Genomic DNA, 21639 nt, shown 5'->3' on the forward strand with positions numbered 1-21639 from the left:
ATCACCATGGAAGCTTTTGACTACCGTGGCGGTGAGCTGTTCGCGGAAGGTGTAGCTTTGTCCTCCATTGCCGAGCGCTTCGGCACGCCGACCTACGTCTACTCCCGCGCCCACATCGAGGCGCAGTACAACGCCTATGCCAATGCCCTCGAAGGCACGCCACACCTGGTGTGCTTCGCGGTGAAGGCCAACTCCAACCTGGGCGTGCTGAACGTCCTGGCGCGGCTCGGCGCCGGTTTCGACATCGTTTCCCGTGGCGAACTGGAGCGTGTCCTGGCCGCCGGCGGCAGCGCGGACAAGATCGTCTTCTCCGGTGTCGGCAAGACCCGCGACGACATGCGCCGCGCCCTGGAAGTCGGCGTGCACTGCTTCAACATCGAGTCCACCGACGAGCTGGAGCGCCTGCAAGTGGTGGCGGCCGAGCTGGGCGTACGGGCACCGATCTCGCTGCGGGTCAACCCGGACGTCGACGCCGGCACCCATCCGTACATCTCCACCGGGCTCAAGGAAAACAAGTTCGGCATCGCCATTGCCGCTGCCGAGGATGTCTACATCCGCGCCGCCCAACTGCCGAACCTGGAAGTGCTGGGCGTCGATTGCCATATCGGTTCGCAACTGACCAGCCTGGAACCCTTCCTCGATGCCCTCGACCGCCTGCTGGCGCTGGTCGACCGGCTCGGCGAATGCGGCATCTACCTGCAGCACATCGACCTCGGTGGCGGCGTGGGCGTACGCTATCGCGACGAAGAGCCGCCGCTGGTGGCCGACTACATCAAGGCCGTGCGCGAGCGCATCGCCGGTCGCGACCTGGCGCTGATGTTCGAGCCGGGCCGCTACATCGTCGCCAATGCCGGCGTGCTGCTGACCCAGGTCGAGTACCTCAAGCACACCGAACACAAGGATTTCGCCATCGTCGACGCGGCGATGAACGACCTGATCCGCCCGGCCCTGTACGAGGCCTGGATGGACGTCAGCGCCGTGCGTCCACGCGAAGGTACCGGCCGTGTCTACGACATCGTCGGGCCGATCTGCGAGACCGGCGACTTCCTGGCCAAGGAACGTCAGCTGGCCCTCGAGGAAGGCGACCTGCTGGCCGTGCACTCGGCCGGCGCCTATGGTTTCGTCATGAGCTCCAACTACAACACTCGCGGCCGCGTGGCCGAAGTGCTGGTGGATGGCCAACAGATGTTCGAAGTGCGTCGTCGCGAGACGGTTGCCGAGCTGTATGCCGGCGAAAGCCTGCTGCCGGAGTAAGACCATGCTGCTGCGTTTTACCAAGATGCACGGCCTGGGCAACGACTTCATGGTCCTCGACCTGGTCAGCCAGCACGCGCACATCCAACCCAAGCACGCCAAGCTTTGGGGCGACCGCCACACCGGTATCGGCTTCGACCAGTTGCTGATCGTCGAGGCGCCGAGCAACCCGGAAGTGGATTTCCGCTATCGGATCTTCAACTCCGACGGTTCGGAAGTGGAACAGTGCGGCAACGGTGCCCGCTGTTTCGCCCGTTTCGTGCTCGACAAGCGCCTGACCGCCAAGCGCCAGATCCGTGTCGAAACCAAGAGCGGGGTCATCGAGCTGGATGTCCGCCAGGACGGCCAGATCAGCGTGAACATGGGCCCGCCGCGCCTGGTGCCGGCTGAGATCCCGTTCCAGGCCGAGTGCCAGGCCACCCGCTACACCGTGGACGTCGACGGCCAGAGCGTCGAGCTGGCCGCCGTGTCCATGGGCAATCCCCATGCGGTGCTGCGGGTCAGCGACATCAACAGCGCGCCGGTGCATGAACTGGGGCCGAAGCTCGAACATCACCCGCGCTTCCCGGCCCGGGTCAACGTCGGCTTCCTGCAGGTGATTGACCGCCACCGGGCACAACTGCGAGTCTGGGAGCGTGGCGCCGGGGAAACCCAGGCCTGCGGGACCGGTGCCTGCGCCGCCGCGGTAGCCGCCATCAGCCAGGGCTGGATGGATTCGCCGGTCACCGTCGATCTGCCCGGCGGACGCCTGTCCATCGAATGGGCAGGTATCGGCCAGCCGGTGATGATGACTGGCCCTGCCGTTCGGGTGTATGAAGGACAAGTGCGTCTATAAGCGAGCCAATACCATGACCGACCAGCCTCAGGTTCCAGCCGAACAGCCCCACGAGCCGCCTGCACAGAGCCTTGAGGCGGCGCAGGTCGCCGCCTACCTGGAGGCGCATGCGGATTTCTTCGTCGAGCACGAGGAACTGCTGCCGGCGCTGCGCATTCCTCATCGGCGCGGCGACACGGTGTCTCTGGTCGAGCGCCAGATGAAGATCCTCCGTGAGCGCAACATCGAAATGCGCCATCGCCTGTCGCAACTGATGGATGTCGCCCGCGACAACGATCGCCTGTTCGAGAAGACCCGCCGCCTGATCCTCGCCCTGATGGACGCCGCCAGCCTGGACGATCTGGTCATGGCTGTGGAAGACAGCCTGCGCCAGGATTTCCAGGTGCCCTTCGTCAGCCTGATCCTGTTCGGTGACAACGCCATGCCGGTAGGCCGCTGGGTCAGCCACGCCGAAGCCCAGCAAGCCATCGGCGGCCTGCTCTCGGAAGGCAAGAGCATCAGCGGCAGCCTGCGTGAGCACGAGCTGGACTTCCTGTTCGGCGAAGAACAACGCAAGCAGATCGGCTCCACCGCCGTGGTCGCCATCAGTCACCAGGGCGTACATGGGGTCCTCGCCGTGGCCAGCCGTGACCCGCAACACTACAAAAGCTCGGTGGGCACCCTGTTCCTCAGCTACATCGCCGAAGTCATGGGCCGCGTCATTCCGCGCTTCACCCCTGCCCTGCGCTCGGTGCGCTAGCCATGGAGCGACAGCTGGACGCCTACTGCGAACACCTGCGCAGTGAGCGCCAGGTGTCGCCCCACACGCTGCAAGCCTATCGCCGCGACCTGAACAAGGTCCTGGCCTATTGCACAAAGGAAAGTATCAGCAGCTGGAGCGCCCTGGATATCCAGCGCCTGCGCCGCCTGATCGCCCGCCTGCACCAGCAAGGCCAGTCCTCCCGCAGCCTGGCGCGCCTGCTTTCAGCGGTGCGCGGGCTGTACCAGTACCTCAACCGCGAGGGCCTGTGCGATCACGACCCGGCCACCGGCCTGGCACCGCCCAAGGCTGAACGGCGCCTGCCCAAGACCCTGGACACCGACCGGGCCCTGCAACTGCTGGACGGGGCGATGGAGGACGACTTTATCGCCCGTCGCGATCAGGCCATTCTCGAGCTGTTCTACTCCTCGGGCCTGCGCCTGTCGGAGCTGACCGGGCTTGATCTGGAACAGTTGGATCTGGCCTACGGCCTGGTGCAGGTCCACGGCAAGGGCAGCAAGACCCGTGTCCTGCCGGTCGGCCGCAAAGCCCGGGAAGCCTTGCAGAGCTGGCTGCCGCTGCGCGCCCTGAGCAACCCGGTGGACGATGCCGTGTTCGTCAGCCAGCAAGGCCGCCGCCTCGGCCCCCGGGCCATTCAACTGCGGGTCAAGGCCGCCGGCGAGCGCGAACTGGGACAGAACCTGCATCCGCACATGCTCCGGCACTCCTTCGCCAGTCACCTGCTGGAGTCGTCCCAGGACCTGCGCGCCGTGCAGGAGCTGCTCGGCCACTCGGACATCAAGACCACGCAGATCTACACCCACCTGGACTTCCAGCACCTGGCAACCGTCTATGACAGCGCCCATCCCCGGGCCAAACGCAGCAAGGACAGTGAGTAATGACGATTCAGCTGATCACCTTCGACCTCGACGATACCCTGTGGGATACCGCGCCGGTGATCCACAGTGCGGAGAATGTCTTGCGCGAATGGCTGGCCGAGCATGCACCGAACCTGGGTGGCGTGCCGGTGGAACACCTGTGGGCGATTCGCGAACGGGTGCTGCTCAAGGAGCCGGCGCTCAAGCACCGCATCAGCGCCTTGCGCCGCCGGGTGCTGTTCCATGCCCTGGAAGAGGCCGGTTACCCGCACGCACAGGCTTCGGAGCTGGCGGATCAGAGCTTCGAGGTGTTTATCCACGCCCGACACCAGATCGAGGTGTTTCCGGAGGTCGAGCCGACCCTGGAGGCCCTGGGCCGCTCCTTTGCCCTGGGGGTGATCACCAATGGCAACGCCGACGTACGCCGCCTCGGCCTCGCCGACTACTTCCGCTTTGCGCTGTGCGCCGAAGACATTGGCATTGCCAAGCCGGACTCACGCCTGTTCCATGAGGCCCTGGTACGCGGCGGGAATATCCCGGCCAGCGCCGCGGTGCATATCGGCGACCACCCCGGGGATGACATTGCCGGGGCCCAGCAGGCGGGCCTGCGGGCGGTCTGGTACAACCCGACGGGCAAGGCCTGGGAGGCAGACCGGCAACCGGACGCGCAGGTTCGCAGCCTGACCGAGTTGCCGGCACTGCTGGCCGGCTGGAACGCCCACGCCTGATCAGCAGCCATGAAAAAGCCCGCGGCGACGGCGGGCTTTTTCAACGAAGCAGAAAGCAGACGCCGCGGCTCAGATAGGCCGGCTGCCGTACTTGTTGTCCGGCTTCTTGGGCGGATCGGCGACCACATTGGCCTCGACCTCCTGCACCTTGCCGCCACGAGCGAGGAACTCTTCCATGGCCTTGGCCAGGGCGTCGCGTTCCTTGTTCTTGGCTTCGACACTCGGCAGCTCGTCAACCGACACCGCAGCCTTGGCCTTGCCCTTGGCGGTCGGGACCGGCGCGTCACCACCATCGTCATCGGCAACGTCTACGTCTTCAGCTGCCGCTTCCAGACCTTCTTCGGTTTCGTCGTCTTCACCGACTTCGAGGTCGTCGTTTTCCAGATCATCGTCGCTCATGTTCTACCTCATGACTTGCGAAAAGCAGATTAGTTATAGCCCAGCTGCGCCGACTGTCGAAGGCCGCCAGAAAAAATTCAACATCCGCTGAACCACAGCGGCTTATGCCCCATCACCGTAAAGGGTGGCAAGGACTTTGCGGGCACCGCCATGATCCCGGTGCTCGCCCAGATAGACACCTTGCCAGGTGCCCAGGGCCAACCGTCCCGCCGTCACCGGCAACGTCAGTTGACAGCCTAGCAAACTGGCCTTGAAGTGCGCCGGCAGATCGTCCGCGCCTTCGTCGTTGTGTTCATAATCGGCCTCGACCTGGGGTACCAGCCGGTTGAAAAAACGCTCGAAGTCACGACGGACCGCCGGATCGGCGTTCTCGTTGATGGTCAACGAAGCCGAGGTATGTTGCAGCCACAAATGCAACAGGCCGACCTGGCAGGCCTTGAGTTCAGGCAAGCCGTCGAGTAACTCCTGGGTCACCAAATGAAAACCCCGGGGCCTGGCCCGCAAGGTAATCAGTGTCTGTTGCCACATACAGTTCTCCGCCCTTCGGCGCGCATTCTAGCGCGCTCTGGAAAAAAGCAAAGCGCCTAATACTCTTGCTTTGCTGTAAGCAATCGGCCCTTACAAAAACACTCCGGGGGTTTGGCCGTAATGCCTTTGGATAAATCCTTTCAGTCCTTTTTTCAAGGACAAATTCCAGACAAAAAAAAGCCCGGCAAGCCGGGCATTTTTTTTGCTGCATTTACACGTTGTAGCCGCGCTCGTTGTGAAGCGCCAGGTCCAGGCCCACCGACTCGTCTTCGTCGGTCACCCGCAGCCCCATCACGGCGTCCAGCACCTTGAGGATGATGAGCGTCGCGATTGCGGTGTAGATGACGGTGAAGCCGACACCTTTGCACTGGATCCAGACTTGTGCCGCGACGTCGGTGGTGGCTGCGTTGAAGCCGCCCATGGACGGTGCCGCGAACACACCGGTGAGGATCGCGCCGAGGATACCGCCGATACCGTGTACGCCGAAGGCGTCCAGGGAGTCGTCGTAGCCCAGTTTGCGTTTCAGGGTAGTGGCGCAGAAGAAGCACACCACACCGGCCGCCAGGCCGATGATCAGCGAGCCCATCGGGCCAACGGTACCGGCAGCCGGAGTAATGGCAACCAGGCCGGCGACCACGCCCGAAGCGATGCCCAGGGCACTTGGCTTACCGTGGGTCAGCCACTCGGCGAACATCCAGCCCAGGGCGGCGGCAGCGGTAGCGATCTGGGTGACCAGCATCGCCATACCGGCGGTGCCGTTGGCCGCCGATGCGGAACCGGCGTTGAAGCCGAACCAGCCGACCCACAGCATGGCCGCACCCATCAGGGTGTAACCGAGGTTGTGTGGCGCCATCGGGGTGGTCGGGAAGCCTTTACGCTTGCCCAGCACCAGGCAGGCTACCAAACCGGCGACACCGGCGTTGATGTGCACCACGGTGCCACCAGCGAAGTCGAGCACGCCCCAGTCGCCCAGCAGGGAACCCGGACCGCTCCAGACCATATGCGCAATCGGCGCATAGACCAGGGTGAACCACACGCCCATGAACACCAGCATCGCGGAGAACTTCATGCGTTCGGCGAAGGCACCGACGACCAGCGCCGGGGTGATGATGGCGAAGGTCATCTGGTAGGTGACGAACACCGCTTCGGGGAACAGCGCCGTCGGCCCGGTGATGCTGGCTGGCGTGATACCCGCGAGGAAGGCCTTGGCCAGGCTACCGACGAAGGAGTTGTAGTTGACGACGTTGGCTTCCATCCCGGTGGTATCGAACGCCATGCTGTAGCCGTAAATGAACCACAGGATGGTGATCAGGCCGGTAATGGCGAAGCACTGCATCATCACGGAAAGAATGTTTTTCGAGCGCACCATGCCGCCGTAGAACAGCGCGAGGCCTGGAATGGTCATGAACAGCACGAGGGCTGTGGAAGTCAGCATCCAGCTGGTATCGCCGGAATTGAGGACTGGAGCAGGTACCGGGTCCGCTGCCATGGCCAAGGCTGGCATTACGAGGGACAACAGGGCTCCTAGCCCTGCGAATTTACGCAGAGTCATATTGTTTTCTCCTGGGGCGTTGGGTTTGGCGGCTTAGATTGCGTCGGTATCGGTTTCGCCGGTACGGATGCGAATAGCCTGTTCCAGATTGACCACAAAGATCTTGCCGTCACCGATCTTGCCGGTGTTGGCAGCCTTGGTTATCGCCTCGATAACCCGGTCAAGATCCTTGTCGTCAATGGCGACGTCGATCTTCACCTTGGGCAGGAAATCGACCACATATTCCGCGCCGCGATACAGCTCGGTGTGACCTTTCTGCCGGCCAAATCCCTTGACCTCGGTAACGGTAATGCCCTGCACGCCGATCTCGGACAACGACTCGCGCACGTCGTCCAACTTGAACGGCTTGATGATGGCAGTGACTAGCTTCATGAAACTCTCTCCCGAATTGGTGGACTTGCCCCAGGAAAACAAACCCGACTCAAGTCTAAGCGCAGTGCCTGGCTTTGTAACGCATCGTCGGCCTTCATCGACCGCTCGACGCCAGCTAACCGCTGCCGGCGAAACTTCCCAGCTTCGTCTGCCGCACTGCATCCGTCACAGCGACTGCATCAGTGCATGGGTCACCGGCAACTAAGCAGAAAGCTTGCCAGCTCTGTAAAAACCAATGATTTCAATCCCTTGGTCGCCGAGAGGGGTGAAAAACCGCCTTGCGCCCGGGGTATACGCACAACAACGGTGCGCACTGCTCCGGCGCGATGCGCAAAAAGCGTGCACCCACACCCATGAAAATCACTATAGACACTGCGTGGTACACTGATCGGTAATCTGTTTCCGGAACCTTAGCCATGCTTGCGCCCAAAGCTTTCCTCGATGCCCTGAGCGGCCACGCCTCCCGTCTGTTCAGCGGCGAAACACCCCTGCCCCGCCAGGAATTCGAAAGCCAGTTCAAGGTGCTGTTGCAGAGCGCCTTCAGCAAGCTGGACCTGGTCAGCCGGGAGGAGTTCGACAGCCAGATGGTGGTGTTGGCCCGAACCCGTGCGCGACTGGAGAGCCTGGAGGCGAAGGTGGCGGAGTTGGAGGCGAAGCTGAATCCGCCGGTGGAGTGACAGTTCATCATGGCCGAAGCTTTTGGCGGTGTGCGTGGCGTAGCCAAGGCAGCCGAGCTGAATCCGACTCAGCTCTATCGAACCTTGTCTGCTGAAGGCAACCCGGCTGTCAGCAGCCTTACCGCGATCCTGCGCGTTATGGGGCTGAGGCTGGCGGTTCAGCCACTTACAGCTCACTAAGAGAGTGCGGGACGAAAAACGTCCCACTCAATTGAATACCCTGCGCTGCCCCCCATCGAAAACACCAGTCGTTACAATATCCCCAACGACATATTTACGATTTTTATTGCCTAATAGAACATACGATATGTATCTATTACTCTAAAATTATCATGATCTGCTGCGGGAACATCATTGATCAAACCACACGCTACCCACTCATTATCTTGTCGCTGCAATCTGTCTATTGAAATACAGTTTGAATACTCATGAAAAGAACAGCAAGGTTTCTCATCTTCACTTCGCTACTTTTGATCGTCGGTTGCGCGAGCAAGATCAAGGTCCCCGAAGTCTCGGGAACTGTCCTTAAGGATGGCCGACCTGTGGAGAATATGAGGATCAGAATCATTACCGAAGTCCCGCGAGAAACCACCACCCCTCTGCAACACGTGATGGCCCAGGCGCTTGCCCAGACCACAACACTGCAAACCCGTAGAGAATTCAAATTCGTGGTAACCGTCTCCGAGTTGACCTACACCAATGCGAAAGGGGAGTTTTATTTTTACCCCTTCGAGGTTGATCTACCCGCAGCAGAAACCGATGACACACCTACGCCACGAAGCCGTGATCAAGCCGCTGAAAATCCGCTACGTGGTGATACACCTGCGAGCCGGCTACAAATCCAGTTCGAACACAATAATCAATGGATGCGGGGATGGGGCTTCGAACGCGGAAGCCGGGCCTTGCCCCAAGAAGTCCTGGAACTGCAATGTGAGTTGTCGTCAGACAAGGGCGCAGCCCCGAGTACAGAAGTTGCTTGTCACGAAAAATAATAAGTTTCTCCAGCGCTACTTCTGGTGCCAGCCCAAGGCGTGTTCAGGCGCGCGATCCACTGTAGCCATCACTACCAAGAGAAAAAGGATTTCAATACAATCTCTTCGCAGCCCTAGCCGTTCCACTCCCGGGTTACTGAAACGGTGAAGAACCTAGGTATATGTGGCCCCGTTATGCGGGGCCTACTTGTTTCTGGCGACCTCACTGCCCAGCGTTAACGGTGCGTCACTCCCCCACGAACAGACAACGAATCGTCTGGACACACAAAAGCCCCCAAGCCCATCCTCCGCTCAACTAGTCTTCCAGAACCGCAGGAAGCGGCCCCTTCGCGTTCAAGGAAAGAGCATGTCCCTGGCCATCGTCCACAGTCGCGCCCAGGTGGGCGTGGAAGCCCCCGCCGTCACCGTCGAAACTCATCTGGCCAACGGCTTGCCTACCCTGACGCTGGTCGGGCTGCCCGAAACCGCCGTGAAGGAAAGCAAGGACCGGGTCCGCAGCGCGATCCTCAACTCGGCCCTCGATTTTCCCGCCCGGCGCATCACCCTCAACCTCGCCCCGGCCGACCTGCCCAAGGACGGCGGACGCTTCGACCTGGCGATTGCCCTCGGCATCCTGGCCGCCAGCGTGCAGGTGCCCGCTCTGACCCTGGACAACATGGAGTGCCTCGGCGAACTGGCCTTGTCCGGTGCCATCCGTCCGGTGCAAGGCGTGCTGCCGGCGGCACTGGCCGCCCGCGCCGCCGGGCGCACGCTGGTGGTGCCGCAGGCCAATGCCGAAGAGGCCTCGCTGGCCTCCGGGCTGACCGTGATTGCCGTCGACCATCTGCTGCAACTGGTGGCCCATCTCAACGGGCATGCGCCGATCAAACCCTTCGAATCCAGCGGCCTGTTGCACCTGAGCAAGCCCTACCCGGACCTGAGCGAAGTGCAAGGCCAACTCGCCGCCAAACGCGCCCTGCTGATCGCCGCCGCCGGGGCGCACAACCTGTTGTTCAGCGGCCCACCCGGCACCGGGAAAACCCTGCTCGCCAGCCGCCTGCCCGGTTTACTGCCGCCGCTGGACGAACAGGAAGCGCTGGAAGTTGCAGCCATCCAGTCGGTCGCCAGTCATGTGCCGTTGAGCAGTTGGCCGCAGCGGCCGTTTCGCCAACCCCACCACTCAGCCTCGGGCCCGGCACTGGTAGGTGGCGGCCCTCGACCGCGCCCCGGTGAAATCACCCTGGCCCATCACGGCGTGCTCTTCCTGGATGAATTGCCGGAATTCGACCGCAAGGTACTGGAGGTTTTGCGCGAGCCGCTGGAATCCGGCCATATCGTGATTTCCCGCGCCCGCGACCGCGTGCGCTTCCCGGCGCGCTTCCAACTGGTGGCGGCAATGAATCCCTGTCCCTGTGGATATCTTGGCGACCCCAGCGGACGCTGCCGCTGCACCCCGGAACAGATCCAGCGCTACAGCAACAAGCTCTCCGGCCCGCTGCTGGACCGCATCGACCTGCACCTGACTGTGGCCCGCGAAGCCACGGCGCTCAGCCCCATCCGCCAGGACGGCGACAGCACCGCCCAGGCCGCCGCCCACGTCGCCGAAGCCCGACAACGCCAGCAACAACGCCAAGGCTGCGCCAATGCATTTTTGGATTTACCGGGGTTACGTGCGCACTGCAAGTTATCCACAGGCGATGAAAAGTGGCTGGAAACGGCATGTGAACGACTGACGCTTTCGCTACGGGCAGCCCATCGGCTTCTCAAGGTGGCACGTACGTTGGCGGACCTGGAACAGGTGGACAACATAGGCCGGGATCATCTGGCCGAAGCGTTGCAATATCGGCCAGTGTCCCAATAGACATGACATCGCGTGAACAAGGCCAGGCCGAAACATCACGTCATCGGCCCGCCCATCCCCAGAGGGTTATTCCTTGCTCAAATCCACCAACGGCGTGCCCCGCACCTCCGTCTTGCGCCCGTCCTGAATCTGCGTCACCCGCTGCACCGCCTTATCCACAGCCGCCTTGTCCGCCAGCAGGCTGTAACTGATCTGGAACTGGCGTTTCTGCCCGGCCTCGATAGTCGGCACCAGCCCCAAGGGACGCTGATAATGGCGGTTATAGGAGAAACTGGTGCCCGGCTCCAGCCCGGTGACATAACCCTGGCCCTGGGTATCGGTGTTTTTCCACAGGGAGAACACCGGCAACTGCTGGGTATTGAAGCCGAGCGAAACCCCGAGACTACCGGCCTTGTTATGCAACACCGCCAGGGTATCGCCCTTGGCGTCGGCATACGGCACGACGTTGTAGACGGTCTCGTCATAGTCCTTGGTCGGCGCGCGATAGGTCTGCCAATCCGGCAGGTCGCCCTTGGCCTTGTCGTTGAATGGCGATACCTGCTTCACCGGCGCCACGAAACGCGCGCCCTGCTCCAGGAACGGGGTGCTGAAGTTGCTGTGATACAGCGCCTGGTATTCCTTCGGGTAGTCGCCGTTGTTGGTCAAGGTGTCGTTGAGCGCAAAGCTCACGCTGCCGGGCAGCGTCGACAGTTCGGTAACCACGGAGAAGTCGACCTTCTTGAACGCCTGCTCCTTCAGCTCGCCTTGCAGCCGAATGGCATAGGGCGGTTGTTCATCGATATGCAGGGTGACCTTGCTGGCCGGAATATTCGCCGCCCGCCCATGCAAGGTGAGCAATTCGCCGTTATCGAGCCCCGGGTGCCCGACCCACTCATAGCCGCAACGCACCACCAACTCGTTGAAGCCCTCCAGCCAACCCAGGCCGCCGCGACCGTTGAGCTCGATAAAGGACGGATTGACCACTTCCTTGACCGGCGAATCCCAGCCCATGCGTACATTGCCCACGGAGGCCTGCAGGACGTTCATGCCCCGCGTCGGCACTACCGACAGTTTCATCGTGCCATTGTCGATATCGACGATGCTGACCCCTTCCTGGCGACCGCCGTGCAAGGTGCGCATCGTTACGGAGAAGGGTTTGGCGGTCTTGATCCCCAGTTGCTGGCTGGTGATCTGGCGGTTCTGCGCGGGAGTGTCGCTGTCGAGCAACACGTAATCCCAGGCCATGGCGTGGGAAGCGGCGGTCAAGGCGGTGACGCCGAAGAGCAATCGGAGGGAGGTCATGGGCGGTCCTTATTGGAGTTGTTCGACTTTTATAGCGCTGATGAAACGTTTCAGCAAGCTGGCCGAACAAATACCGCCGAGAAAACCGTATCAGCCCAACCGCTGGACTTCAGGCAGGACCATGGCGGCGACCTCGCCCTGGAGGAAATCGCTGAGACGCCGCAGACGCTCCCCGCCCGGACGGGTCTTCGGCCAGACCAGGTAATATTTCTCACCGCTGTCGACGGCGGTCGGCCATGGCAGGCTCAGACGCCCTTGCGCCACGTCCTCGGCCACCATCAGCAGGTCGCCCATGGACACCCCGTACCCCCGAGCGGCGGCAATCATGCCCAGTTCCAGGGTATCGAACACCTGGCCGCCCTTGAGGGAGATCCGTTCGGACAGGCCCATGCGCTCCAGCCAACTGCGCCAGTCTCGACGATCGGGGGTCGGGTGCAGCAACTCGACGCCGGCCAGGCGCTCGGCATCCCAAGGCTGCTCGTTGAGCAACGTGGGTGCTCCCACCGGAATCAACCACTCGGAAAACAGGTAGCTGGCCTCCCAATCGGGCGGGAAATGACCGTTGCTGAGCAACACCGCGCAATCAAACGGCTCCTGGTTGAAGTCCACGCTGTCGACATCCATCCAGGCACTGGTGAGCTGGACCTCATTGCCCTTCTGCAAATGCCGGAAGCGGCTGAGCCGGGCCAGCAGCCAACGCATGGTCAGGGTCGAGGGTGCCTTCATACGCAGGACATCGTCTTCGGCGCGCAAGGTATTGCAGGCCCGCTCCAGGGCACCGAAACCCTCGCGGATACCCGGCAGCAGCAAACGCGCCGATTCGGTCAGTTGCAGGTTGCGCCCGTTGCGCTGGAACAGCCGACAGGCAAAGTGCTCTTCCAGCGTACGAATGTGTCGACTGACCGCACTCTGGGTAATGGACAGCTCTTCCGCCGCCCGGGTGAACGAACTGTAGCGCGCCGCCGCTTCAAAGGCGCGCAAGGCATAGAGAGGAGGTAGACGACGGGACATGGGGAGCGCTCCGATAACGCAATGGGCCAACCCTAGCAGAAACCGCCCTGCATGAGTTTTTATCATGCGAGCAATCGGTTTTATCCCTTTGTGCAAATCTCCCCGAACGCTGAAAATCAACGGTTCTCACTGCCTTCCACCTGTCGAGCCTGATGATCATGAAGCATTCAGCACGCACCGAACTCTGGGCCATCCTGCGGCTGTCCGGGCCGCTGATTGCCTCGCAGTTGGCGCATATGCTGATGGTGCTGACCGACACGCTGATGATGGCCCGGCTCAGCCCCGAGGCCTTGGCAGGCGGTGGCCTGGGCGCGGCGAGCTATTCGTTCGTGTCGATTTTCTGCATTGGCGTGATCGCGGCAGTGGGCACCTTGGTCTCCATTCGCCAGGGCGCCGGCGATGTCGAAGGCGCCACCCGCCTGACCCAGGCCGGACTGTGGCTGGCCTGGGCGATGGCCCTGGCGGCCGGCCTGCTGCTGTGGAACCTCAAGCCGGTGCTGCTGATGTTCGGCCAGACGCCCAGCAACGTGCATGCCGCCGGACAGTTCCTCACGGTGCTGCCGTTCGCCCTGCCCGGCTATCTGAGCTTCATGGCCCTGCGCGGCTTCACCAGCGCCCTGGGCCGCGCCACGCCGGTGATGGTGATCAGCCTGTGCGGGACCGTGGCCAACTTTGTCCTCAACTATGCCCTGATCACCGGGATGTTCGGCTTGCCCAAGCTGGGCCTGGTGGGCATCGGCCTGGTCACCGCCCTTGTCGCCAGCTGCATGGCCCTGGCGTTGGCCTGGCATATCAGGCGGCATCCGGCGTACCGCCACTACCCCTTGCTGCGGGGCCTGTCGCGGCCGAACGGGCAGTATCTGCGCGAGCTCTGGCGCCTGGGCCTGCCGATTGGCGGCACCTATGCAGTGGAAGTCGGGCTGTTCGCCTTTGCCGCGCTGTGCATGGGCACCATGGGCAGTACGCAACTGGCGGCCCACCAGATCGCCCTGCAGATCGTCTCGGCGGCCTTCATGGTACCGGCGGGGATCTCCTACGCCATCACCCTGCGCATCGGCCAGCACTATGGCGCCGGGCAACTGCTGGACGCACGCCTGGCCGGTCGGGTCGGCATCGCCTTCGGCGCGGCCACCATGCTGGCCTTTGCCGCCCTGTTCTGGCTGGCGCCGAATCAGTTGGTGGGGCTGTTCCTGGACCGCAACGACCCGGCGTTCCAGCCGGTCATCGAACTGGCCGTCAGCCTGTTGGCGGTGGCCGCCTGGTTCGAGTTGTTCGATGGCACCCAGACCATCGCCATGGGCGCGATTCGCGGCCTGAAAGACGCCAAGACCACCTTCCTCGTCGGTCTTGGCTGCTACTGGCTGATCGGAGCCCCGGCGGCGTGGCTGCTGGCGTTCGACTTCAACGGCGGGCCGACCGGTGTCTGGTGGGGCCTGGCACTGGGCCTGGCCTGCGCGGCCGTGAGCCTGACGCTGGCGTTCGAATGGCGGATGAAGCGGATGCTGGGACGCGATCCGGCGCAAAGCCCACAACCCAGCGTCATGGATGCAGCCTGAGCCAACGGGCTGCATCGGGCGGCGTCAGCCCCCTTCCTGCACCGCCGGCAGGCTGGCGCCAAAGGTCAGGTACTCCAGCAGATCCGCCAGCGGCAACGGCTTGCTGATCAGGTAACCCTGGACCTGGTCGCAGCCGAAGTCACGCAGCAGCGCCAGTTGCTCCGGCGTTTCCACCCCTTCGGCGACCACGTCCAGATGAAGGTTGTGGGCCAGGTTGATCATGGCATGCACCAGCTTGCGGTTTTCCTCACGCAGCTCCATGCCGCCGACAAAACTCTTGTCCACCTTGAGCAAGGCGATCGGCAGGCTGTTGAGGTGCACGAAGGAGGAAAACCCGGTGCCGAAATCGTCCAGGGAAAAGCGCACCCCCAGCCGCCCCAGGGCATCCATGGTCTGCTTGACCAGGTCGCTGCGGCGCATCACCGCGGTTTCGGTCAGCTCGAACTCCAGCCACTGCGCCTCGACGCCGCGCTCGGCAATCAGCCGACTCAAGGTCGGGAGCAACTGGCTGTCCTGGAACTGCCGGAACGACAGGTTGACCGCCATGTGCAACGGCGCCAGCCCGCGCTCGCGCAGGGTCTGCATATCCCGCAACGCCCGGGAGATCACCCAGTAGCCCAATGGCACGATCAGCCCGCTCTGCTCGGCCAGGGGCACGAACTCGCTGGGTGGCAACAACCCGCGCTCGCCATGGCGCCAGCGCACCAGGGCTTCGAGGCCGACGATCTGGCCGCTGCCCAGGTCCAGGCGCGGCTGGTAATGCAATTCCAGCTCATCGCGGCGCAGGGCCCGGCGCAACTCGCTTTCCAGATCGGCGAGGCTGCGGGCGTTGCGATTGATGCGCTCATTGAAGGTGTGAAAGGTGCAGCCCTGGGTGCTCTTGGCCTGCTGCATGGCGATATGGGCGTGCCACATCAGCGGGTCGGCACCGGCGTTGGCACGGCTATGGGCGATGCCCAGGCTGCAACCGATCAGCAGGCTCTCGCCGTCGACCCAGTAGGGTTCGGCCATGGCCTCGACAATCCGTTCGGCCACGCGCTCGGCCCGCTGGGGGGCGCGGCGGGTGTCGATCAGCAGGGCGAATTCGTCGCTGCCCAGGCGCGCCAGTTGATCACCGGCCTCGAGCTGGCCCTTGAGCCGCGCGACCACCTGCAGGATCAGCCGGTCGCCGGCCTGATGACCCAGGGCGTCGTTGGCATGCCGGAAATTGTCCAGGTCCAGGTGCCCGAGAGCCAGGCCGCGCCCAGCGTTCTCGGCCAGCCGCGCCGCCAGCAGGGTCTGGAAACCCTGGCGATTGGCGATGCCGGTCAGCGGGTCCTGCTCGGCCAGGCGCTGCAAGGTGTTTTCCAGCACGCCGCGTTCACGCACATGACGCAGGCAACGGCGCAAGGTCGGCGCATCGAGCCCCTGGCGAACCAGCCAGTCGCTGGCCCCCAAGGGCGCGATCAAGGGCTCTTCTTCCAGCAGCAGCACGGTGGGCAGGCGGCAGCGCCCCGGCGCCGGCTGCAAGCCCGGCACCGTCAATAACAGCGCCGTGCGGTCGGCGTCGAACAACCGGCTGACCGCCTCCCAGGACGGCGCATGGATCAGCACGGTCGAGTCTCCCATCGGAGCCAGACACTCGCGCAACAAGGCCGCCCACTCCGACTCATCGGCCAGTAGCAGCAAACGCAAGGGTTCAACAGGCGTAGTCAAGCTGACTCCCTAGACTCTGCAAAAAACGTTGGCGATCAACATTGCGACACGCTCTGGAGGCAATCTTAAATACGATTGATTATCAAGTGCTTTGCGCTGTAGCACAAATGTGAACAATAGCTCGAAATTTGTCGCGCATCCTGCGGGAAAGTAACAAAACCGGCAAATTTAGATAGCGGGGCGCGTCACAGTGTCGGAGAGTCGCGGCAGAATCCGTCCAGCCTGTTAAAATGCCCGCCCTTTTTTCGCAGCAGACGTCTGACGCCCTCATGTCCCGACTCAACCCCCGGCAGCAAGAAGCCGTGAACTACGTCGGCGGCCCTCTTTTGGTGCTCGCCGGTGCCGGCTCCGGCAAGACCAGCGTGATCACCCGCAAGATCGCCCATCTGATCCAGAACTGCGGCATCCGTGCCCAGTACATCGTCGCCATGACCTTCACCAACAAGGCCGCGCGGGAAATGAAGGAACGGGTCGGCACCCTGCTCAGGGGCGGCGAAGGCCGCGGCCTGACGGTGTCCACCTTCCACAACCTGGGGTTGAACATCATCCGCAAGGAGCATGTGCGGCTGGGCTACAAGCCGGGCTTCTCGATCTTCGACGAGACCGACGTCAAGGCCCTGATGACCGACATCATGCAGAAGGAGTACGCGGGCGACGACGGCGTCGACGAGATCAAGAACATGATCGGCTCGTGGAAAAACGACCTGATCCTGCCGCCCGAAGCCCTGGAGAACGCGCGCAATCCCAAGGAACAGACCGCGGCCATCGTCTACACCCACTACCAGCGCACGCTCAAGGCGTTCAACGCGGTGGACTTCGACGACCTGATCCTGCTGCCGGTGAAGCTGTTCCAGGAACATGACGACATCCTGGAAAAGTGGCAGAACAAGGTCCGCTACCTGCTGGTGGACGAATACCAGGACACCAACGCCAGCCAGTACCTGCTGGTGAAACTGCTGATCGGCAAGCGCCACCAGTTCACCGTGGTGGGTGACGACGACCAGTCGATCTACGCCTGGCGAGGTGCGCGGCCGGAAAACCTGATGCTGCTCAAGGACGACTATCCGTCCTTGAAAGTGGTGATGCTGGAGCAGAACTACCGCTCCACCAGCCGTATCCTGCGCTGCGCCAACGTGCTGATCTCCAACAACCCGCACGAATTCGAAAAACAGCTGTGGAGCGAAATGGGCCACGGCGACGAAATCCGCGTGATCCGTTGCCGCAACGAGGACGCCGAGGCCGAGCGCGTGGCCATGGAGATCCTCAGCCTGCACTTGCGCACCGACCGGCCCTACAGTGATTTCGCCATCCTGTACCGGGGCAACTACCAGGCCAAGCTGATCGAACTGAAGCTGCAGCACCACCAGATCCCCTATCGTCTGTCGGGCGGCAACAGCTTTTTCGGACGTCAGGAAGTCAAGGATCTGATGGCCTACTTCCGCCTGATCGTGAACCCGGACGACGACAACGCCTTCCTGCGGGTGATCAACGTCCCGCGCCGGGAGATCGGCTCGACCACCCTGGAAAAGCTCGGCAACTACGCCACCGAGCGCAAGATCTCGATGTACGCCGCCACCGACGAACTCGGCCTGGGCGAACACCTGGACAGCCGTTTCACCGATCGCCTGTCGCGCTTCAAGCGCTTCATGGACCGGGTGCGTGAACAGTGCGCCGGCGAAGACCCGATCTCGGCCCTGCGCAGCATGATCATGGACATCGACTACGAGAACTGGCTGCGCACCAACAGCTCCAGCGACAAGGCCGCGGACTACCGGATGAGCAACGTCTGGTTCCTCATCGAAGCGCTGAAGAACACCCTGGAAAAGGACGAAGACGGCGACATGACCGTCGAGGATGCCATCGGCAAGCTGGTGCTGCGCGACATGCTCGAACGCCAGCAGGAAGAAGAGGACGGCGCCGAAGGCGTGCAGATGATGACCCTGCACGCGTCCAAGGGGCTGGAGTTCCCCTACGTGTTCATCATGGGCATGGAGGAAGAAATCCTTCCGCACCGTTCCAGCATCGAGGCCGATACCATCGAGGAGGAACGGCGCCTGGCCTACGTCGGCATTACCCGTGCCCGCCAGACCCTGGCCTTCACCTTCGCTGCCAAGCGCAAGCAATACGGCGAGGTCATCGACTGCGCGCCGAGCCGTTTCCTCGATGAGCTGCCACCGGACGACCTGGCCTGGGAAGGCAACGACGACACGCCGACCGAAGTGAAGGCCGTACGCGGCAATTCGGCGCTGGCGGATATACGCGCGATGTTAAAGCGCTAGAATTGAGCACTTTTTAATCTATCTTCAGCGCACAAGGCGCTATTCGAGGACGTTCCGTGGAAGCACTGCACAAGAAAATTCGCGAAGAAGGCATCGTGCTTTCCGATCAGGTCCTGAAGGTCGACGCCTTCCTGAATCACCAGATCGACCCGCAGTTGATGAAACTGATCGGTGACGAATTCGCCACACTGTTCGCCGACTCGGGCATCACCAAGATCGTCACCATCGAGGCCTCGGGGATTGCCCCGGCGATCATGACCGGGTTGAACCTTGGCGTGCCGGTGATTTTCGCCCGCAAGCACCAGTCGTTGACCCTGACTGAGAACCTGCTGTCGGCGACGGTATATTCCTTCACCAAGCAGGTGGAAAACACCGTGGCGATTTCCCCGCGCCACCTGACCAGCAGCGATCGCGTGCTGATCATCGATGACTTCCTGGCCAATGGTAAAGCGTCCCAGGCGCTGATCTCGATCATCAAGCAAGCCGGCGCCACCGTGGCGGGCCTGGGCATCGTGATCGAGAAGTCGTTCCAGGGCGGCCGTGCGGAGCTGGATGCCCAGGGGTATCGCGTGGAATCGCTGGCCCGGGTCAAATCCCTGGCCGGAGGGGTCGTCAGCTTTCTCTGAGCAGCGCCTGGAAATCAGAGGCCTATCGTGTTCGAGTCCCGCAGCGAACCGGATAACTTGAACAGCTCGCTGTCGGTCTTGATCCCCAGCTTGCGGTAGGCCGACTGTTTCTGCGTGCTGATGGTATTGGCGCTGCGCGAGAACTTGGCGGCAATCCCGTTCACCGACATGCCATCCAGGAAGCAGCGCAACACTTCCCGCTCCCGCGGCGAAAGAATCTCCTCGTGGGCAAAGGCGCACGTCTGCTCGGCGGCGACCGACGCCTTGCACAGCGCCGCCTCCGACACCCCCACCTCCCGGGCCATGGCCGGGTGCAGGTAGATCTTGCCGCAGGCCACGGTACGGATGGCGGCCGCCAGTTCGTCCAACCGCTGGGACTTGCCGAAGAACCCCCAGCTTCCCGCCTGCAGGGCCAGCGACACGGTCGCGGGTGTGTAATGCGCCGACAGCACCAGGGTCCTGCATTCGGGATAACGCACCCTGAGCGCCCGGATCAGGTTGATGCCGTCGATCTCCATCGGACCGAGCATGAAATCGACGACGACGATATCGGGCCGCTGCTTGGCCAGCGCGGCGAACAACTCCCCACTCGTGGAAAAGGAACCGACGACTTCGAGATCGGACTCCTTGGATAACCACAAGGCCGTGCCGACCCTTATCACCTCATGGTCGTCCAGCAGCATGACGGTGCGGGGACCAGGAAATACGTAACTCATTGGATCAGACCTCCTGAACGATAAAGCCAGGCCGGCAACGGGAGGGGCCCGGCTAAGACCTACAGAACTTTCAGACTTATAGCAGCCGACACCCAGAGCACAAACGACAAACCGCTCGAGAAATCACGAAAGTGTCACGCTTCGAGGTATCTCGATAGGCCAGAGGGCCGGCTTGCACGAGAGTGGTAACCCTCATCCAACAGGCTAGTGCCTTCCCTACAAGCCTGTCGGATGGGACATCAACTGAAACCATTCAAGGTAATCCGATGAAAATCTCTCAAGTCTCTGCCGCCGTGTCTCTCGCCCTGGCCGCCCTCATCGCCCTGCCGGCTTCCGCAGCCAACGACGGCATCATCAACTTCAGCGGCCTGGTGACCGACGTGACCTGCACCATCGAAGGCGAAGCGCCGGGCGGTGGCACCGTGGTCAAGGACGTCGACCTGGGCGGCGTGCCCGCCTCCCTCCTGACGAACGCCGGCGATCGCCGCAACCACACAGGCTTCACGATTCGCGTCGGCGCACCGGGCGAAACGGCCTGCACCAACGGCCGCACTGCCATGGTCGCGTTCGACCCGAGCAGCCCGGCGATCGACGTCACCACCGGCCGCCTGAACATTGACGTCACCTCGGACGCCGCCAGCAACGTCCAGGTCGAGGTGACCAAGCGCGACGGCACGCCGATCCACCTCTACACCGAAAAATCCGAAGGCGTGGTCATCTCCGACAACCAGGCGCTCATCCCCCTGGGCGCCCAGTACTACGCCACCGCTGCCGCGGGCGAAGGCGAGGTCAACACCCGGGTTGGCTTCATGGTCGAGTACGCCGACTAAGCGTCCTCCAATGGACCTGCGCCCTGTCGCGGGTCCAGCCTTCAACACGAGAGCTTCGCCAATGAACAACCTGGCTCGTTCGGGCATGGTCATCTGTGCCCTTCTGACGGCATCGCTGCACGCTACCTCCTCATTTGCCGCCGTGGTCATCCATGGCGCGCGCGTGATCTATCCCGCCGAACAACAGGAAGTCGTGGTCCGGCTGGAGAACAAGGGCGAACGCCCTGCCCTGGTTCAGCTCTGGCTCGACGACGGCGACAAACGCGCGACGCCCGCGACCGCGCAGGCGCCCTTCACCGCGATGCCGCCGATCCTGCGCATCGAACCGAAAAAGCAGCAGGCCCCGCGCCTGCGTTATACCGGCGAGCCGTTGCCCACGGACCGCGAAAGCCTGTTCTGGCTGAATGTGCTGGAAGTCCAACCGAGCGCCGCCGATGCCAAGGACAGAAACCTGCTGGAACTGTCGTTTCGCTCCCGCCTGCGCGTGTTCTTCCGACCGCAGGGGTTGCCCTATCCGAAGGGCGCCGCGGCCCCCAGGCTGAGCTGGAAGCTGGTGCCCCACGAGGGTGGCCACGCACTGGAAGTCGTCAACCCCACGCCGTATCACATCTCGCTGGGCTCGGTCGAACTGGTAGGCAAAGGCCGCGGTGAACGTTATCCAAAGGCCCCGAACAAGGAGGTCAACGACAGCCTGTTGCTGCCGTCCGGCGATATCAAGCGCTTCCCGCTGCCGGCCCTGCGAACCCTGCCCAGCGGCGCCCTGAAGGTCGAGTTCAGCGCGATCAGCGACCTTGGCGCACGCGTCAGCCACAGCGCCGACATACCCTCTTGAACCGGACCGACGATTGCCC

General features: G+C 62.7%; 22 protein-coding genes. 14 read left to right on the forward strand and 8 right to left on the reverse strand.

Annotation, left to right across the window (positions count from 1 at the left end):
- Nucleotides 1-6: 6 nt before the first annotated feature.
- The 5 genes from lysA to UCMB321_RS26560 are packed head-to-tail and all read left to right on the forward strand — an operon-like array spanning nt 7 to nt 4434.
- Nucleotides 7-1254, forward strand: a complete 1248-nt coding sequence (gene lysA, locus UCMB321_RS26540) for a diaminopimelate decarboxylase (protein WP_040071662.1) — start codon at nt 7-9, stop codon at nt 1252-1254.
- 4 nt (nt 1255-1258) lie between these two features.
- Nucleotides 1259-2089, forward strand: coding sequence for a diaminopimelate epimerase (gene dapF / locus UCMB321_RS26545; RefSeq protein ID WP_040071663.1), 831 nt, complete (start codon nt 1259-1261; stop codon nt 2087-2089).
- Between the two features lie 13 nt (nt 2090-2102).
- On the forward strand, nt 2103-2828 hold the full coding sequence (locus tag UCMB321_RS26550; RefSeq protein WP_040071664.1) for a DUF484 family protein: 726 nt from the start codon (nt 2103-2105) through the stop codon (nt 2826-2828).
- A 2-nt stretch (nt 2829-2830) separates the two neighbouring features.
- The gene (xerC, locus tag UCMB321_RS26555) at nt 2831-3727 is read left to right on the forward strand and encodes a tyrosine recombinase XerC (protein WP_040071665.1); all 897 of its coding nucleotides are present in this window, start codon (nt 2831-2833) and stop codon (nt 3725-3727) included.
- On the forward strand, nt 3727-4434 hold the full coding sequence (locus UCMB321_RS26560) for an HAD family hydrolase (protein WP_040071666.1): 708 nt from the start codon (nt 3727-3729) through the stop codon (nt 4432-4434). The genes xerC and UCMB321_RS26560 overlap by 1 nt, the downstream gene beginning before the upstream one ends.
- Before the next feature lie 69 nt (nt 4435-4503).
- Here UCMB321_RS26560 and sutA read toward each other — a convergent pair whose 3' ends face one another.
- The 4 genes from sutA to glnK all read right to left on the reverse strand — a co-directional run bounded on the left by sutA (nt 4504) and on the right by glnK (nt 7285).
- Complete coding sequence (gene sutA, locus UCMB321_RS26565) at nt 4504-4833, reverse strand: transcriptional regulator SutA (protein WP_040071667.1); 330 nt, start codon at nt 4831-4833, stop codon at nt 4504-4506.
- Between the two features lie 102 nt (nt 4834-4935).
- A complete protein-coding gene (locus UCMB321_RS26570) occupies nt 4936-5361 on the reverse strand; it encodes a secondary thiamine-phosphate synthase enzyme YjbQ (protein WP_040071668.1) in 426 nt (141 codons plus the stop codon).
- A gap of 211 nt (nt 5362-5572) precedes the next feature.
- Nucleotides 5573-6913 (reverse strand): ammonium transporter, encoded by a 1341-nt coding sequence (locus UCMB321_RS26575; protein WP_040071669.1) that lies wholly within the window; start codon nt 6911-6913, stop codon nt 5573-5575.
- 33 nt (nt 6914-6946) lie between these two features.
- Nucleotides 6947-7285, reverse strand: a complete 339-nt coding sequence (glnK, locus tag UCMB321_RS26580; protein ID WP_002555808.1) for a P-II family nitrogen regulator — start codon at nt 7283-7285, stop codon at nt 6947-6949.
- Nucleotides 7286-7701: 416 nt separating this feature from the next.
- Here glnK and UCMB321_RS26585 point away from each other — a divergent pair, with 416 nt between their 5' ends.
- From UCMB321_RS26585 to UCMB321_RS26595, 4 genes are all read left to right on the forward strand, one after another.
- Complete coding sequence (locus tag UCMB321_RS26585; RefSeq protein ID WP_040071670.1) at nt 7702-7962, forward strand: accessory factor UbiK family protein; 261 nt, start codon at nt 7702-7704, stop codon at nt 7960-7962.
- A gap of 9 nt (nt 7963-7971) precedes the next feature.
- Complete coding sequence (locus tag UCMB321_RS30405) at nt 7972-8142, forward strand: helix-turn-helix domain-containing transcriptional regulator (protein WP_245220853.1); 171 nt, start codon at nt 7972-7974, stop codon at nt 8140-8142.
- Nucleotides 8143-8390: 248 nt separating this feature from the next.
- The gene (locus UCMB321_RS26590; RefSeq protein WP_040071671.1) at nt 8391-8954 is read left to right on the forward strand and encodes a hypothetical protein; all 564 of its coding nucleotides are present in this window, start codon (nt 8391-8393) and stop codon (nt 8952-8954) included.
- 346 nt (nt 8955-9300) lie between these two features.
- The gene (locus UCMB321_RS26595; RefSeq protein WP_040071672.1) at nt 9301-10794 is read left to right on the forward strand and encodes a YifB family Mg chelatase-like AAA ATPase; all 1494 of its coding nucleotides are present in this window, start codon (nt 9301-9303) and stop codon (nt 10792-10794) included.
- A gap of 66 nt (nt 10795-10860) precedes the next feature.
- Here UCMB321_RS26595 and UCMB321_RS26600 read toward each other — a convergent pair whose 3' ends face one another.
- Together UCMB321_RS26600 and UCMB321_RS26605 are read right to left on the reverse strand one after the other, a co-directional pair.
- Nucleotides 10861-12075 (reverse strand): aldose 1-epimerase family protein, encoded by a 1215-nt coding sequence (locus UCMB321_RS26600; RefSeq protein WP_040071673.1) that lies wholly within the window; start codon nt 12073-12075, stop codon nt 10861-10863.
- Nucleotides 12076-12165: 90 nt separating this feature from the next.
- Entirely contained in the window at nt 12166-13086 is a 921-nt protein-coding gene (locus tag UCMB321_RS26605) for a LysR substrate-binding domain-containing protein (RefSeq protein WP_040071674.1), read from the reverse strand.
- A gap of 152 nt (nt 13087-13238) precedes the next feature.
- On the opposite strand from UCMB321_RS26605, the gene UCMB321_RS26610 reads away from it, so the two are divergent.
- Nucleotides 13239-14642 carry a NorM family multidrug efflux MATE transporter gene (locus UCMB321_RS26610; RefSeq protein WP_040071675.1) on the forward strand — a complete coding sequence of 468 codons (1404 nt, stop codon included), beginning with the start codon at nt 13239-13241 and terminating at the stop codon, nt 14640-14642.
- 24 nt (nt 14643-14666) lie between these two features.
- Here UCMB321_RS26610 and UCMB321_RS26615 read toward each other — a convergent pair whose 3' ends face one another.
- Nucleotides 14667-16337 (reverse strand): putative bifunctional diguanylate cyclase/phosphodiesterase, encoded by a 1671-nt coding sequence (locus UCMB321_RS26615; RefSeq protein ID WP_040071676.1) that lies wholly within the window; start codon nt 16335-16337, stop codon nt 14667-14669.
- A gap of 269 nt (nt 16338-16606) precedes the next feature.
- Here UCMB321_RS26615 and rep point away from each other — a divergent pair, with 269 nt between their 5' ends.
- Both rep and UCMB321_RS26625 read left to right on the forward strand, forming a co-directional pair.
- Nucleotides 16607-18616, forward strand: a complete 2010-nt coding sequence (rep, locus tag UCMB321_RS26620) for a DNA helicase Rep (RefSeq protein ID WP_040071677.1) — start codon at nt 16607-16609, stop codon at nt 18614-18616.
- A gap of 56 nt (nt 18617-18672) precedes the next feature.
- The gene (locus tag UCMB321_RS26625; RefSeq protein WP_040071678.1) at nt 18673-19242 is read left to right on the forward strand and encodes a xanthine phosphoribosyltransferase; all 570 of its coding nucleotides are present in this window, start codon (nt 18673-18675) and stop codon (nt 19240-19242) included.
- A gap of 14 nt (nt 19243-19256) precedes the next feature.
- Here the strand turns inward: UCMB321_RS26625 and UCMB321_RS26630 are convergent, their stop codons facing one another.
- The gene (locus tag UCMB321_RS26630) at nt 19257-19925 is read right to left on the reverse strand and encodes a response regulator (RefSeq protein ID WP_040071680.1); all 669 of its coding nucleotides are present in this window, start codon (nt 19923-19925) and stop codon (nt 19257-19259) included.
- Nucleotides 19926-20224: 299 nt separating this feature from the next.
- Between UCMB321_RS26630 and UCMB321_RS26635 the strand changes: the two genes are divergently transcribed.
- Together UCMB321_RS26635 and UCMB321_RS26640 are read left to right on the forward strand one after the other, a co-directional pair.
- The gene (locus UCMB321_RS26635; protein ID WP_040071681.1) at nt 20225-20788 is read left to right on the forward strand and encodes a fimbrial protein; all 564 of its coding nucleotides are present in this window, start codon (nt 20225-20227) and stop codon (nt 20786-20788) included.
- Between the two features lie 61 nt (nt 20789-20849).
- On the forward strand, nt 20850-21620 hold the full coding sequence (locus UCMB321_RS26640; protein ID WP_040071682.1) for a fimbria/pilus periplasmic chaperone: 771 nt from the start codon (nt 20850-20852) through the stop codon (nt 21618-21620).
- The last annotated feature ends 19 nt before the right edge of the window (nt 21621-21639 follow it).

Source organism: Pseudomonas batumici (assembly GCF_000820515.1).
GTDB classification, from domain to species: Bacteria; Pseudomonadota; Gammaproteobacteria; order Pseudomonadales; family Pseudomonadaceae; genus Aquipseudomonas; species Aquipseudomonas batumici.